Source organism: Alteromonas sp. G4i35 (genome assembly GCF_054960375.1).
The window spans coordinates 80,466-93,671 of the sequence record NZ_JBHNZD010000008.1 but is presented as its reverse complement, the minus strand read 5'-3'; the positions used below and the strand labels follow the sequence as shown (position 1 = coordinate 93,671).

Below are 13,206 nucleotides of genomic sequence, written 5' to 3'. Positions count from 1 at the left end.
TTAATGGGCTTATTTGTATTAATTCCTGTTCAACATTGCCTTGAATCATGCGTGTGAGGCATCAATCTTATCAAGAATCGACAACGACATAGTGTAATTAAACGCTATTGATAATATACTGTCTTTTTGTACAGTTTCGTGTGAGCACGTTAAGATCAAAGGCAGGTAATGCGAAAAATTATCCACGTCGACATGGATTGTTTTTACGCCGCAGTTGAAATGCGCGACAACCCAGCCTTGCGCGATATTCCCATTGCGATAGGCGGCAGTGCCGACCGTCGAGGGGTTATTTCTACCTGTAACTATCCCGCCCGTAAATTTGGTGTGCGCTCAGCTATGGCTACAGCGTATGCTTTAAAGCTATGCCCAAACTTGACCCTCGTAAAAGGGCGCATGGATGTGTACGCTGCCGAGTCGCAAAAAATACGTAAGATATTTGCTGATTATACCGACCTCATTGAGCCTTTATCATTAGATGAAGCCTACCTAGACGTGACTAATAGTGAATTTTGCGGTGGCAGCGCCACGTTAATTGCCGAAGAAATACGCGAGCGCATTAAAAATGAACTTGGGCTTACAGCTTCAGCAGGTGTTGCGCCTTGTAAGTTTGTGGCAAAAGTGGCGAGCGATGAAAATAAGCCCGATGGAATTTGTGTTATTACTCCTGATAAGCTCGATGAGTTTGTACGCGAAATGCCACTAAAGAAAATACCGGGCGTAGGCAAAGTCACCATGCAAAAGCTTCAGCGTATGGGGCTTAATACCTGCGACGATGTTCGCCAATACCCTTTTGAGCGCATTCAAAAAGAGCTGGGTAAATTTGGCAGTGTGCTGTGGGAGCGTGCTCACGGTATTGATGAGCGTGAACTATCGGTATCTCGTGAGCGAAAGTCTATCGGCGTAGAGCGCACGCTAAGTGAAGACATTCACACCTTCGAGCAATGCATAGATTTTTTGCCACATTTATTTGAAAAGCTTCAAGAGCGAATGGAAAATCACAAGAAGCGTACGGGTAAGCCGGTACGTATTCGCACGCAGGGCGTTAAGCTTAAGTTTAACGACTTCCAACTAACTACGGTAGAGCACCGATGTGCCACGCTTGATGAAGCGTATTTTCGCACGTTAATGCAGGAAGCCTTCGAACGAGCAACAGGGCGGGGTATTCGTCTTGTTGGCGTTCACATAGGCCTTGCTGCCGACCAATCAACACAGCAATTGATGTTGCCTTTTGAACCGATTTAGCCAATAAGCTCAGTACTTTTTAAGTACTAACATGCAGTAGCCTCAATCTAACCACTTGTTATACTTAACGCACTGATACTATGCGATAGACTGACGCTTTTGTATTACCCGATAAAAGGCCAATCCCACAGAGTTTAGTTTCTAAGACCACTTAATCTTTGGCAAATGAAAGCGGTTGGCTAACCCTTACTATTTTTTCCACTTAAATGAAGGACGTTATGGACTCGAAAGAACTTAAAACCCCAGGTCGCTACAAACATTACAAAGGTAATTTATACGATGTATACGAAGTGGCGACGCATTCAGAAGATGAAAGTAAGCTAGTGGTATACCGCCCATGCTACGGCGAAAAAGCGCTTTGGGTTCGTCCACTAGATATGTTTGTTGAGTCGGTTGAAAAAGACGGAGAAACACTCCCCCGTTTTGCCTATGTTGGCAATATTCCAGGTGATGAAAAAATGATCTAATTGTGAAATTAGGTCATAGTGTAAGAGGTCTTTAATAAACAGGCTTCTTACAAGGAAATAATAATGAAAACTGTACCTCGTTTTAGCGCACACATTTTGGCTGCGTTTATTGCTGCGAGCCCTTTGGTTTATTCAACGATTAATCCCGCAAATGCACAAGATAGATTTGCCGATGTCGAAGTTAAAGCGACAGCGATAAAAGGCTCAGTGCACATGCTTACAGGTGCAGGTGGAAATATCGGCGTATCTGCTGGGGAAGACGGTGTTTTGATCATCGACGATCAATTTGCGCCGCTTGCAGAAAAGATAGCGGCCCAGCTTGGTGAGCTCGGGAGTGACAAGCCAAAGTATGTGATAAACACGCATTATCACGGCGACCACACAGGCTCTAATGCGTTTTTCCACAGCCATAAAGGCGCGACCATTCTGGCACACGAAAATGTGCGTGTTCGCCTAGCTAACGATGAAAAGATAAAACCGGAAGCGCTGCCAACTATCACCTATGAAGACGGAATAAAAATTTACTTCAATGGTGAAACCCTTCACGTGATGCACTTAGCAGTAGGCCACACCGACGGCGATAGCGTAGTGTGGTTCGAGCAACCCAACGTTATGCACACCGGCGACTTGTTCTTTAATGGTCGCTTTCCCTACATCGACCAAGGTGCTGGCGGTAATGTGGAAGGCTATATGGACTCAGTAAAACAGCTGCTTGCTAAAATAGACGATGAAACCGTTATTATTCCTGGCCACGGTGACATCAGTAATAAGCAAGAATACAGCGCATTTTTAGCTATGATCTCTGAAACGTTCAGCTACGTTAAGGCACTTAAGCAAGACGGCAAAACCCTCGATGAAGTTAAAGCGATGGGCTTAGACGATAAGTGGGCCGACTGGAGCTGGAATTTCATCAATGAAGAGAAGTGGATAACTACACTCTATACTGATGCCTAAATAGTATTGGTTACACTTTAATATCGAGCGAGTGTGCAGGGGAGTTTTCTTTACGACCCTGCAATTTCGTTAAAATGACTCTATCACTGGATTTTTGAACACAAACTTCAAAGGCAATAGGTTAGGAAGCGCAGGTTTTCGAGCACCAAGTCTAGGGGCTAAAGCTGCCAAACGTCTACTAAGCGGTTTCTCGTATTTTAAGCTCAAAGGGTAGAACTTGGCTCGCTTGTTCAACGTCTTCGCCCTCTATTAGCGATATCAATGATTCAGCTGCCATTTCTGCCATCTTACGGCGCGGGACTGATACGGTGGTTAGGGCAGGGTAAATTGAGCGCGCAAAACTCAAGTCGTTGAAACCGCAGATATCGATATCCTTACCAGGCTTGATACCTCGTCTATTACATTCCATCACCGCGCCAGCAGCAAGCTCGTCACTCACAAAAAATAGCGCATCAGTATCCGGCCATTTATGCAGTGTTTCTGAAAGAAGCTCAGCACCAGCTTGAAATGTGGCGTCGGCTCTAGAGGAAACATATCGCTCGGCGGACAACTCAGCATTGTCAAGCGCGGTTTCCCAGCCCTGTTTTCTCAATATTGCGCGCCAATCTAAAAACAAAGAGCAAAAAGCAATATTACGGCGCCCTTTGTCGATGAGATGTTGGGTCATAGATTGGGCTGCTAATTCGTTATTTACCCCATAGTTAATATCAAAGGGCTCGCTAGAAATATCCATAATTTCGGCCACAGGCGTCCCTGTGGCTAGCAGCATTTTTCTCGTTTCTTCAGTATGACGTGTGGAAGTAAGAATAAAGCCACTCACGTTCTGCTGGATATAAGACTCTACAGTACGCTCCTCGCCAAGCTCGGTATAGGTCGAGTCGCCAATCATCAGTGCATAATTGGCTTTGTCGGCAACGGCCTTCACGCCTAACATCACATCGTTAAACACATTATTTCCAAAAGACGGAAGCAATAACGCGATGGTTCTATTATTGTCTGAGCATAATGACTGGGCGGCGCGGTTCGGAATATAGTTTAGCTCTCGCGCTGCATTTTTGATCTTAAGGGCGAGTGATTTAGAAATGCCACTAGAATTATTAAGCGCACGAGATACGGTAGTTTTGTGAACCCCCAAATGATTGGCTACGTCTGATATTTTTGTGCGTGACTTTTTTACCTTACTCATTTTTCGATCTTTTTATGTGCTGCTAGTTCCGCTATTCCGCGCGGAAGTGAGTGTTAATGTCGTGATACTTAATTCGATATCAAAGGGCGTATAAAGTCTTCCGCTTGTTGAGAAACACACTCGAAAGTTTGTGTAACATCAATAATGAATGCGTTTTCTTTAGAAGGCAGCTCTAAGGCTGCAAACTGGCTTTCGAGCATAGCATCACCGTTAAAAAAATGCTCCCGTTGTTTTAATCGCGCACTAAGCACAGACTGTGACGCATGAAGGTAAATAAAGTGGCAGTGAGACGCGATATCTTTGGTTAGCACGTCTCGATAGGCTGAGCGCAGCGCTGAACAGCTTATAACCACGTTCCGGCCGGCGTGAATGTGTTGCTTGGCAATCATGTTTAACGTAAGTAACCACTCCCATCTGTCTGCATCCTGCAGTGGTATACCTGAAGACATTTTCTCTACGTTTGCCTCGCTATGGTAACGATCTCCTTCTTCGAAAGGCATGTCAAAACGTTGGGCTAAATGCTGGCTCAATGTCGATTTTCCCGTCCCTGAAACTCCCGAAACGAAAAATACATGGCAATGGGTCATAAGCTTATCTCTCACATTAAAATTCAGGAATACATCAAGAGCGAGTTATTTGGTCTCCATCTTACTCATAAATATTAGTTTGGAAACCGGTTGCGTTCAAGGGGTGATTATAATAGTGTTACCAGATAGCTATCTTGTATTAATAAATATTTAACATTGGCTGGGTTTTTCAACTTAGCTTGTAAAGGTAGCGGGTGATTTCCGTATTATGGCTTCGTCGACATGAAGACAATGTCACTAACAGGTACCAGAGAGCACGTATGACCGATACTTTTCCCCTTCTTTTTGTCGCCATTTGTAGCATTGTGCTTCTCACATATTTAGTTGTAGTTAGAAAAGTTCATGCTTTTATCGCTATCCTTGTGGCAGCAGCGTTTGTTGGCCTGGGTACGGGAATGCAAGCGGCCGACGTACTGGCTTCCATGCAGTCAGGCATGGGCAACACGCTGGGATTTGTAGCGACCATTGTTGGCCTTGGTGCTATGTTCGGGCAATTCTTAGAAGAATCCGGCGGCATTGATAGGCTTTCGCAAACTATCAACAATAAATTTGGTGATAAGAATAGTCAGTGGGCGGTTGTGTTAACGGGGTTTCTTGTTGCTATACCTGTCTTCTTTGAAGTGGGGCTTATCATATTAATGCCTCTTATTTATTCGTTAGCAAAGAAATCAGGAAAGTCACTTATTTATTACGGAATCCCGCTCACAGCAGGACTCGCTGTCACTCACGCTTTTATTCCTCCAACACCAGGACCTGTAGCGGTAGCTTCAATTTTAGGGGCGGATATCGGCTTAGTCATTTTGTTCGGCTTTATCGTTGGTATTCCTTGCGCCTGTTTAGCCGGCCCAATTTACGCAACATTTTTAGCGAAACGCCTGCACGTACCTGTCCCAAACCATATCATTGAAGCTTCACATAAAAAGCCAAAGGAACTCCCCAGCTTTGGTTCAGTTGCGGCGCTACTGACATTTCCGCTAGTGGCTATTCTGGTGGGTACGTTGGCAAAGTTTACGCTTTCCGAAGGTGTCTTGAAGGAGGCGTTGCTATTTATTGGGCATCCCTTTATCGCCCTGACCATTGCAACCATTGCTTGTTTTAAAGTGCTAGGGAAGAAGCAAGGCTTATCAAGCGAACAAATTAGAAACATTGCATCAAGAGGGTTAGAACCGGTTGCCCTAGTCATACTGGTGACAGGCGCGGGTGGCATGTTTAAACAAGTGCTCATCGATTCTGGGGCGGGGCAGGCCTTCGCCGATGTTGTCGCATTATCGCCGCTCCCACCATTGGCAGCCGGGTTTCTTATCGCAATTTCAGTCAGAATCATTCAGGGCTCGGCTACGGTGGCCATGTTAACGGCTGCTGGTTTAATGGGCCCTGTAGTGCAGGAACTGGCGTTTTCACCATCAGTACTCGCCCTGATGACAATTGCAATAGCGGCAGGCGCTACGGCCATGTCTCACGTGAACGATACGGGGTTTTGGATCGTAAACCGTTATTTTGATATTTCTGTGAAAGACACGTTTGTGTCTTGGACGTGTATGGCCACCCTAATAGGTTTTACTGGGCTTTTTCTCGTACTAATGCTTGGTTTATTTGTCTAATGTCCCAAGCGGCTCAGACCCACTTGAATTGTTTTTGTGGAAACCGGTTTCAAGCTTTGGCGGCTCAAATGGCTTTAAGATTCACCATTTGAGGCATTATTACTAAACGTCTGTATATAAAGCTGCTCTACTTTATCTCGCGCCCATTGGGTTTTTCTAAGAAACTTAAGTGACGATTTAATCGAAGGATCGTTATTAAAGCAGTTCACTTTGATGCGGTAATACAATCCATCCCATCCGTAACGCTCGTGAAGTTGTGTGACGATTTTCTCTAGCGTTAAGCCATGTAAGGGATTATTAGGTTGCTGATTCATAAAGTGCCGCTGCTTGTTCTAAATTAAGACCCTAGTCTAGCACGAACCCACTTGCTGCGTATCAATGCGCTAAGCTTTACTTTCAATTGTTTCACTCGTGGGTATTTGTTTTGTGTTCGGTATCAAAGGTTGGCTAGCGTCGTTCACTTTCATTGAAGGACTTTGCACTACTTTAGGCTTTCGCGGTGTTTTATAAAGCGGCCAAATAAGCTGTTCTTTCCAGTTGGCGTAAAACATCCCCTCAATACCGTATTGTGCAGGATACTGCCTGGTGATCTTAGCGGTACCAAATAGCACATCCCAAAAGAACAACAGGTTTCCATAATTACCTTTATAGTTGGTCACGCCGTCATCGGCTTTTAATCCGTGATGCGCACTATGTGTTGAAGGCGTTGATATCGTGCGTTCAATTACCCAGGCCACAGGATGTAACCTCCGAATATTGTAAAGTCTCTTATCCCATTTCCACTCCGCGTGGGCGCCAGTGATAACGGTGAGTTTAATTACCAAGTAAAAGGCATAGGTCCAACCCAATCCTAGGTAAATTAGTGCACCGGAAAACCATAGCGAAGGCATAAACAGGTAATAGAAAAAGTTATTTCTGTAAATAATGCGAACGCTCATGTACTTAGCGTTATGGTGGGCTCTATGTAAGTTGTAAAGAAATCGGGTGGAATGTGAAAGCCTATGCCACCAATATTGCATCATGTCATCGAAAATCAAAAGTAGCGCTATATGCAAGAGAATAGGGGAATCTACAAGTATTCCCGGATATTGGGGAAATACTAGTGCCACCATTGTTGCAGAACAAAATAGAACCAGTGGCTGGGTTACAATAAATAAGAGTAACGTACCTATCAGCTCTACTTTTCCATCATCGCTTACTTCTGTCGCTTTTTTAAATAGCTTACCATTCTTCGCTTCCAGCAAAGCAAACATGATAAAAACCGCTAAAATTGCCCATTGATAACCCATTGTAATGACTCCCACAAAGAGATTGTTGAGAGTGAATTTACATTGCGTTAACATGCAAGAATATATACTTGTATAGATTTGAATGTCATGTCTTACATTCACGGCAAGCAGCAAACCATTATGCCTGACGACTACGTCGAGCTTTGTTTGCCTTTTGGAACGCTAAGAACCTATGCGGCTACCTCGACAATTCACGATAGGGGAAGTAAAAACAAAGGGCTGTCTGTTGTGGTATCAGGAGAAGTAAAGATTGGTAATTATGGCCTGGACGGCAGTTATCAAATTACTACTGTATTGCAACGAGGAGATACGTTTGGCGAGTTCACATTGTATGCATCACTTGCAAGAACGCATCACGCTGAAGCGCTAACGGAATGTAAGGTATTACAAATACCTGAACCTGCTTTTCGTTCTCTGACAAGCCAACATCCAGCGATTGCTGAATTCATCACCCGGTCACTGGCAATAAAGCTTCATTCGGCGCTGGAAAGGTTGGATGATATTCGACGCTTACCCACTCACGTCCAGTTAGCTAAGCTAATTTATCAATCGTATCTTACCTCAAAGCACGTCTTTATACCGTTAAGGCAAAGCGATTATGCTGAAAGATTGGGCGTTACCGTACTTACCGCACATAAATCATTAACGAAGCTGTATGATTTAAAGTTAATTGAAAAGCGCTACGGGGGCGTGGCAATTACCCAGGTCGAGCGACTGGAAGGTTTTCTAAAAGAAAGTTCGTCACTATTACCATTGTAAGAGTGGTTAATGTCCTCCACATGCGAGAGCGCCAAAAGACCCTCCCTCAAATTTATTCCACGCCCATGGCAACTCATGCATCAAGTATTACGCTGGCTTTAGCCCGCCTAAAATAATGTGCTGAATGTTGCTTAGCGTGCTCTCGAAGAAAGCGGGATCGCTTAAATCTTTACCGGTTACGGCTTTGATCTGCACGCTGAAATCGGCGTAATGCTGAGTAATGGCCCAAATGCTGAATATCAAGTGTATAGGATCAACAGGCTTTAGCTTACCCGCTTCAATCCATTCGATAATGACGGCGCTTTTCGCGTCCAGCAGTGTTTTGAGCGGCGTTTCTAATTCCTTTATTAAAAGAGGGGCACCTTGTACCACTTCCATACAAAAAAGCTTAGATTCAGCTGGATTGTCCCTCGACATTTCAAGTTTTACTTTAATATAGTCGCTCAGGGTTTCTATAGGGTCTTGTTCTGCTGAAAAGCTCTGAAGGGGTGTTAACCACACATCTAAAAGGTGGGTAATAACCGATAAGTACAAACCCTCTTTACTTTTAAAGTAATACAGTAAATTACTTTTTGAGACATTCGCTAGTTCCGATACTTGCTCTACAGTGGTGCCACTCACGCCGTTCTTTGAGAACAAGGAAAGGGCAGCATCCATAATGCGAGTACGCTTTTCTAATAACGCTTTTTCTCTTCGCTTTTGCGTGGTCGGGCTAAATGCTCTCGCTGATTTCGTAATTGTTTGACCTTCAGATTTACTCACTACTTGTCTCTTCTTTACCGGAATTTCCGTGATCAGGCGCTTAGTTTACGTGGAGTTCTCGTCGCTATAAACCCATTTGCACAAATATGCACCAATTAAGTTCAATTGCACTGGACTTGGTGTTCCAAATTGAACCAATAAGTCCAATTTGGGTTGTAGAATTTTTTAAGTGACTGAAATTTATGGATTAAATAAATTGGCCTGCTTTATGCTGTTCACTAAGTATACCGCCACTTCAATGTTTTGAATTCGGCAACCTTAAAAAAAGCGGGATAAACCGCTTAAAACGCATACAAGCAGAGGTACAACATGGATATAGGTGTATTTATTCCGATTGGGAACAACGGCTGGCTAATTTCGAAAAATTCGCCTCAGTTCAAACCTTCCTTCGATCTCAACAAAGAGATTGTAATGAAGGCTGAAAAGTACGATATGGATTTTGCGCTCTCTATGATCAAACTGCGAGGGTTTGGCGGTGAAACCGAATTTTGGGACTACAACTTAGAGTCGTTTACGTTAATGGCAGGCCTTGCTGCTGTTACCTCAAAAATTCAACTATATGCCACGGCTGCCACACTAGTCTTGCCGCCTGCAATTATGGCACGCATGGCCAGTACCATCGACTCTATCTCCAACGGACGTTTTGGCGTAAACCTAGTCACTGGCTGGCAACGCCCTGAATACTCGCAAATGGGTATGTGGCCGGGCGATGAATTTTTCGGTAACCGCTATGAGTATTTGGATGAATACATTCAGGTAGTCAAAGAATTATGGGAAACCGGAAAAAGCGATTTTAAAGGCGAGCATTTCCAAATGGATGATTGCCGAATGTTGCCCAAGCCACAGCGAAAAATTCCACTTATCTGTGCCGGTCAAAGCGCAGCAGGCATGGATTTCTCTGCCCGTCATGCCGACTATAATTTCTGCTTTGGTAAAGGAGTAAATACACCTACCGCTTTTGCACCAACCGCAGCGCGCTTAACTGAAGCGGCTGAAAAACACGGTCGCAGCGTAGGCTCAGCGGTACTTATCATGGTTATTGCCGATGAGACGGATGAAGCCGCCATGGCGAAATGGGAAAGCTATAAAGACGGCAAAGATCAGTCAGCGTTGGACTGGATGGCAACGCAAGGAGCTGCTGATAAGAAATCGGGTAAAGACACGAATATCCGCGATATGACCAACCCAACCTCAGCAGTAAACCTGAACATGGGTACGCTGGTGGGTTCCTATGAGTCGGTGGCCTCTATGCTTGATGAAATAGCCACAGTGCCGGGCTGTGAAGGTGTATTGCTGACCTTCGATGACTTCCTTAAAGGCATGGATGATTTCGGCACTAAAATTCAGCCGCTAATGAAATCCCGTCAGCATTTGCTTAGCACATCGGGAGCCGCCTAATGTCAGCAGGTGAAATATTTGAGGTCTCAGGGTGCTTTCAAGCGCGCCAGACGGGGCAGCCCGTACTGCCAGCTAAGCCTGAACCGTTGACGTTAAACCCTGCGGAAACTGCCGTTATTGTGGTGGATTTGCAAAACGCTTATGCCAGTAAAAACGGCTACTTAGACAAGGCGGGTTTTGATGTGTCCACTACGGCGCCAGTCATTGAAAACACCACTAAAGTGCTTGAAACAGCGCGGGCTGCAGGCATGCCTGTGGTGTTCTTGCAAAATGGATGGGATGCCGACTACAAAGAGGCCGGCGGCCCCGGTTCGCCGAACTGGTATAAGTCTAATGCCCTTAAAACCATGCGCAAACAACCAGAGCTTAAGGGCACTTTGCTTGCCAAGGGTACTTGGGATTACGCGCTTGTCGATGCGCTAAAGCCTCAAGATGGCGACATCGTTATTCCTAAAACCCGTTACAGCGGTTTTTACAATACTAATTTAGACAGCATGCTGCGCGCACGCGGTATTCGCAACTTAGTGTTTACAGGCATTGCAACCAATGTCTGTGTGGAATCTACGCTGCGCGATGGCTTCCACTTGGAATATTTTGGTGTGGTGCTGGCCGATGCGGCATATCAAGCTGGCCCGCCAGACATTCACGAGGCCTCACTTTTCAACATTCAGACGTTTTTCGGGTGGGTGTCTACCACCGCGCAGTTCTGTGAAGTATTTGAAGGGACGAGTTAGGTGCTTTCTTCTTAGCATCTACTAGCCACGCAGACAAAAACAACACGATAAATCAGTTAGCACGACTTGAAGTAAATCATTTATAGGCGCTAGGCAGCAATGCATAGAAAGCGCAACGAAAAGGATAAGAACATGCCAAAGAAAGCCATTATTCCAGTAGGTACATCAACGCCAATAGCTCCTTTTGTTCCAGGCTCTATGGCTGACAATATTTTATATGTGTCAGGTACCTTACCGTTTGACGAAAACAACGATGTAGTCCACGTGGGCGACGCCGAAGCACAAACGCGCCACGTTTTAGAAACCATTAAAAGTGTCATCGAAGAAGCGGGCGGCACTATGGATGACGTCACTTTCAACTCAATTTTTATTACCGATTGGGATGACTACGCCGCGGTAAACAAGGTGTACGCCGAATACTTTCCAGGTGAAAAGCCAGCGCGCTACTGCATTAAGGTTGGGCTGGTAAAGCCTGAAGCCTTAATTGAAATTGCGTCTGTAGCACACATTGGGTAGGTGATTATGTTTGGACTTCCCGCGAACTGCGCCCACTGGTTTTATATAGGTGAGCTTTATGCATTCTGATGTGCAGGCAAGTTACGCCCACATTAGCGGCGAAATGAACGGCGAAATGCGTAACAAGTTACATTACGAAATACACGGTCTGACGTCGCCCGACGCCCCCACGATTGTGTTTAGTTCGGGGCTAGGCGGGGCAGCTAAATTTTGGCAGCCGCAACTGGGCGACTTTGCCCAAGACTACAGAGTGATCACTTATGATCAACGTGGCACCAACAAAAGTGTGGGTGACTTGCCAGCGAATTACAGCATTTCAAATATGACGGATGAACTCGCTGCACTTCTTAGAAAACTTGAAGTGCAAGCGTGCCACTTTGTTGGTCACGCGTTGGGCGGTTTGGTAGGGCTTCAGCTTGCGCTATCTAAACCTGAGCTTTTACAAAGTTTAGTACTGGTAAACGCATGGAGCAGTGCAAATCCGCACACATTGCGCTGCTTTAACATACGCAAAGCGTTATTGGCGGCAGGCAGAAAGGACATGTATTTGCAACTTCAGGCGCTGCTGCTGTTTCCGCCTGATTGGATAGCCGCAAATGCTGCCCACTTAGAAGAGGAAGAGGCCCATTCACTCAACCACTTCCCAGACATAAACAATCTGCTTGTCCGCATTGGTGCTCTTAGTGCGTTCGATATCGATAAAAGTTTGCACACCATCACCACGCCAACGCTAGCGCTTGCCAACAAAGACGACACCTTGGTGCCGTGGCAGCGTTCACAGATGTTGGCTGAAGCTATGCCCAACGCCGAATTGTCGGTGATGGAATACGGCGGGCATGCATCAAGCATCACAAACCCAATTGCGTTTAATGAACTGTTGCGAGGGTATTTGAGGCAAGTGGCCTAACGTACCCATGACACTGAATCAGGCTTTAGAGTGTTTTATAGCTGATGAGGCGTATGCATTGTAAACAAGCTGCAAAGCTACAGCCTCAATGACGTGATGGCTAAAAAAGCGCTAAGCGTAAAAAACGAAAACATAGTGCAGTGTTTAAAAGATTTGATAAAACTGGAATGAATTTAAAATGACTGATACACAAAATACAGAGTTTAAAGCAACTAGCCCGCTTGACGAGGCTGGACTAGCCCAACTCTTTACCGATGCGCATACCCACACCAAATGGCACGACAAACCTATTTCAGAAGACGTGTTGAAACAGCTGTACGACTTAGTAAAAGTAGGCTCGACATCGGCAAATTGTAGTCCAGCGCGATTTGTTTTCATTACCTCAGATGAAGGGAGAGAAAAACTCAAACCTTGCCTTTCAAGCGGTAACGTTGAGCAAACCATGACTGCACCTTGTACGGTTATTGTCGCCTACGACGAAGAGTTCTACGAAGAGCTTCCTACCTTATTCCCTTATGCAGATGCGAAAAGCTGGTTTACTTCAAGCCCAGAAGCGGCCTATGAGACCGCCATGCGCAATAGCTCTATGCAAGGGGCTTACTTAATAAGCGCCGTTCGCGCCCTAGGCCTTGACGCTGGCGCCATGTCTGGTTTCAACCCCACATTACTTAACGAAACTTTCTTTTCAGATAGCACGTGGAAGGTAAATTTTTTACTGAACATTGGCTACGGCGATAAAGAGAAAGTACATAAACGCTTACCTCGCTTAAGTTTTGAGCAAGCCTGCCACATCGTGTAACGCCA

15 protein-coding genes are annotated in these 13,206 nt (G+C 45.2%); 10 read left to right on the top strand and 5 right to left on the bottom strand.

Annotated features, from left to right (window positions below):
* Positions 1-168 precede the first annotated feature (168 nt).
* The 3 genes from dinB (at position 169) to ACFI6L_RS06580 (ending at position 2,663) form a co-directional block, all read left to right on the top strand.
* Positions 169-1,242 (top strand): DNA polymerase IV, encoded by a 1,074-nt coding sequence (gene dinB / locus ACFI6L_RS06590; protein ID WP_342291079.1) that lies wholly within the window; start codon positions 169-171, stop codon positions 1,240-1,242.
* Positions 1,243-1,460: 218 nt separating this feature from the next.
* Positions 1,461-1,709 carry a DUF1653 domain-containing protein gene (locus tag ACFI6L_RS06585; protein WP_462573632.1) on the top strand — a complete coding sequence of 83 codons (249 nt, stop codon included), beginning with the start codon at positions 1,461-1,463 and terminating at the stop codon, positions 1,707-1,709.
* A 63-nt stretch (positions 1,710-1,772) separates the two neighbouring features.
* Positions 1,773-2,663, top strand: a complete 891-nt coding sequence (locus tag ACFI6L_RS06580) for an MBL fold metallo-hydrolase (protein WP_462573631.1) — start codon at positions 1,773-1,775, stop codon at positions 2,661-2,663.
* A gap of 178 nt (positions 2,664-2,841) precedes the next feature.
* Here the strand turns inward: ACFI6L_RS06580 and ACFI6L_RS06575 are convergent, their stop codons facing one another.
* Positions 2,842-3,849 (bottom strand): LacI family DNA-binding transcriptional regulator, encoded by a 1,008-nt coding sequence (locus ACFI6L_RS06575; RefSeq protein WP_462573630.1) that lies wholly within the window; start codon positions 3,847-3,849, stop codon positions 2,842-2,844.
* Positions 3,850-3,917: 68 nt separating this feature from the next.
* A complete protein-coding gene (locus ACFI6L_RS06570; RefSeq protein ID WP_462573663.1) occupies positions 3,918-4,436 on the bottom strand; it encodes a gluconokinase in 519 nt (172 codons plus the stop codon).
* Positions 4,437-4,696: 260 nt separating this feature from the next.
* Between ACFI6L_RS06570 and ACFI6L_RS06565 the strand changes: the two genes are divergently transcribed.
* Positions 4,697-6,037, top strand: coding sequence for a GntP family permease (locus ACFI6L_RS06565; protein ID WP_338852363.1), 1,341 nt, complete (start codon positions 4,697-4,699; stop codon positions 6,035-6,037).
* Positions 6,038-6,111: 74 nt separating this feature from the next.
* Here the strand turns inward: ACFI6L_RS06565 and ACFI6L_RS06560 are convergent, their stop codons facing one another.
* Together ACFI6L_RS06560 and ACFI6L_RS06555 are read right to left on the bottom strand one after the other, a co-directional pair.
* Complete coding sequence (locus ACFI6L_RS06560; protein WP_014950784.1) at positions 6,112-6,351, bottom strand: VF530 family protein; 240 nt, start codon at positions 6,349-6,351, stop codon at positions 6,112-6,114.
* 69 nt (positions 6,352-6,420) lie between these two features.
* On the bottom strand, positions 6,421-7,326 hold the full coding sequence (locus ACFI6L_RS06555) for a sterol desaturase family protein (protein ID WP_462573629.1): 906 nt from the start codon (positions 7,324-7,326) through the stop codon (positions 6,421-6,423).
* An 87-nt stretch (positions 7,327-7,413) separates the two neighbouring features.
* On the opposite strand from ACFI6L_RS06555, the gene ACFI6L_RS06550 reads away from it, so the two are divergent.
* On the top strand, positions 7,414-8,085 hold the full coding sequence (locus ACFI6L_RS06550; protein WP_014977456.1) for a Crp/Fnr family transcriptional regulator: 672 nt from the start codon (positions 7,414-7,416) through the stop codon (positions 8,083-8,085).
* 87 nt (positions 8,086-8,172) lie between these two features.
* Here the strand turns inward: ACFI6L_RS06550 and rutR are convergent, their stop codons facing one another.
* Positions 8,173-8,847, bottom strand: a complete 675-nt coding sequence (rutR, locus tag ACFI6L_RS06545) for an HTH-type transcriptional regulator RutR (protein ID WP_014950781.1) — start codon at positions 8,845-8,847, stop codon at positions 8,173-8,175.
* Between the two features lie 309 nt (positions 8,848-9,156).
* On the opposite strand from rutR, the gene rutA reads away from it, so the two are divergent.
* The 5 genes from rutA to ACFI6L_RS06520 all read left to right on the top strand — a co-directional run bounded on the left by rutA (position 9,157) and on the right by ACFI6L_RS06520 (position 13,201).
* Positions 9,157-10,245, top strand: a complete 1,089-nt coding sequence (gene rutA / locus ACFI6L_RS06540) for a pyrimidine utilization protein A (RefSeq protein WP_014950780.1) — start codon at positions 9,157-9,159, stop codon at positions 10,243-10,245.
* A complete protein-coding gene (gene rutB, locus ACFI6L_RS06535) occupies positions 10,245-10,979 on the top strand; it encodes a pyrimidine utilization protein B (protein WP_232380248.1) in 735 nt (244 codons plus the stop codon). Before rutA ends, rutB begins: the two co-directional genes overlap by 1 nt.
* 132 nt (positions 10,980-11,111) lie before the next feature.
* A complete protein-coding gene (rutC, locus tag ACFI6L_RS06530; RefSeq protein WP_252119158.1) occupies positions 11,112-11,495 on the top strand; it encodes a pyrimidine utilization protein C in 384 nt (127 codons plus the stop codon).
* 58 nt (positions 11,496-11,553) lie between these two features.
* A complete protein-coding gene (rutD, locus tag ACFI6L_RS06525; RefSeq protein WP_239245988.1) occupies positions 11,554-12,402 on the top strand; it encodes a pyrimidine utilization protein D in 849 nt (282 codons plus the stop codon).
* A gap of 178 nt (positions 12,403-12,580) precedes the next feature.
* A complete protein-coding gene (locus ACFI6L_RS06520; RefSeq protein ID WP_239245991.1) occupies positions 12,581-13,201 on the top strand; it encodes a malonic semialdehyde reductase in 621 nt (206 codons plus the stop codon).
* Positions 13,202-13,206: the final 5 nt, after the last annotated feature.

What these genes read in the sequence shown, in the direction of transcription:
- dinB (WP_342291079.1), top strand. Translation starts at nt 169, where the DNA reads ATGCGAAAAATTATCCACGTCGACATGGATTGTTTTTACGCCGCAGTT.
- ACFI6L_RS06585 (WP_462573632.1), top strand. Translation starts at nt 1,461, where the DNA reads ATGGACTCGAAAGAACTTAAAACCCCAGGTCGCTACAAACATTACAAA.
- ACFI6L_RS06580 (WP_462573631.1), top strand. Translation starts at nt 1,773, where the DNA reads ATGAAAACTGTACCTCGTTTTAGCGCACACATTTTGGCTGCGTTTATT.
- ACFI6L_RS06575 (WP_462573630.1), bottom strand. Translation starts at nt 3,849, where the DNA reads ATGAGTAAGGTAAAAAAGTCACGCACAAAAATATCAGACGTAGCCAAT.
- ACFI6L_RS06570 (WP_462573663.1), bottom strand. Translation starts at nt 4,436, where the DNA reads ATGACCCATTGCCATGTATTTTTCGTTTCGGGAGTTTCAGGGACGGGA.
- ACFI6L_RS06565 (WP_338852363.1), top strand. Translation starts at nt 4,697, where the DNA reads ATGACCGATACTTTTCCCCTTCTTTTTGTCGCCATTTGTAGCATTGTG.
- ACFI6L_RS06560 (WP_014950784.1), bottom strand. Translation starts at nt 6,351, where the DNA reads ATGAATCAGCAACCTAATAATCCCTTACATGGCTTAACGCTAGAGAAA.
- ACFI6L_RS06555 (WP_462573629.1), bottom strand. Translation starts at nt 7,326, where the DNA reads ATGGGTTATCAATGGGCAATTTTAGCGGTTTTTATCATGTTTGCTTTG.
- ACFI6L_RS06550 (WP_014977456.1), top strand. Translation starts at nt 7,414, where the DNA reads ATGTCTTACATTCACGGCAAGCAGCAAACCATTATGCCTGACGACTAC.
- rutA (WP_014950780.1), top strand. Translation starts at nt 9,157, where the DNA reads ATGGATATAGGTGTATTTATTCCGATTGGGAACAACGGCTGGCTAATT.
- rutB (WP_232380248.1), top strand. Translation starts at nt 10,245, where the DNA reads ATGTCAGCAGGTGAAATATTTGAGGTCTCAGGGTGCTTTCAAGCGCGC.
- rutC (WP_252119158.1), top strand. Translation starts at nt 11,112, where the DNA reads ATGCCAAAGAAAGCCATTATTCCAGTAGGTACATCAACGCCAATAGCT.
- rutD (WP_239245988.1), top strand. Translation starts at nt 11,554, where the DNA reads ATGCATTCTGATGTGCAGGCAAGTTACGCCCACATTAGCGGCGAAATG.
- ACFI6L_RS06520 (WP_239245991.1), top strand. Translation starts at nt 12,581, where the DNA reads ATGACTGATACACAAAATACAGAGTTTAAAGCAACTAGCCCGCTTGAC.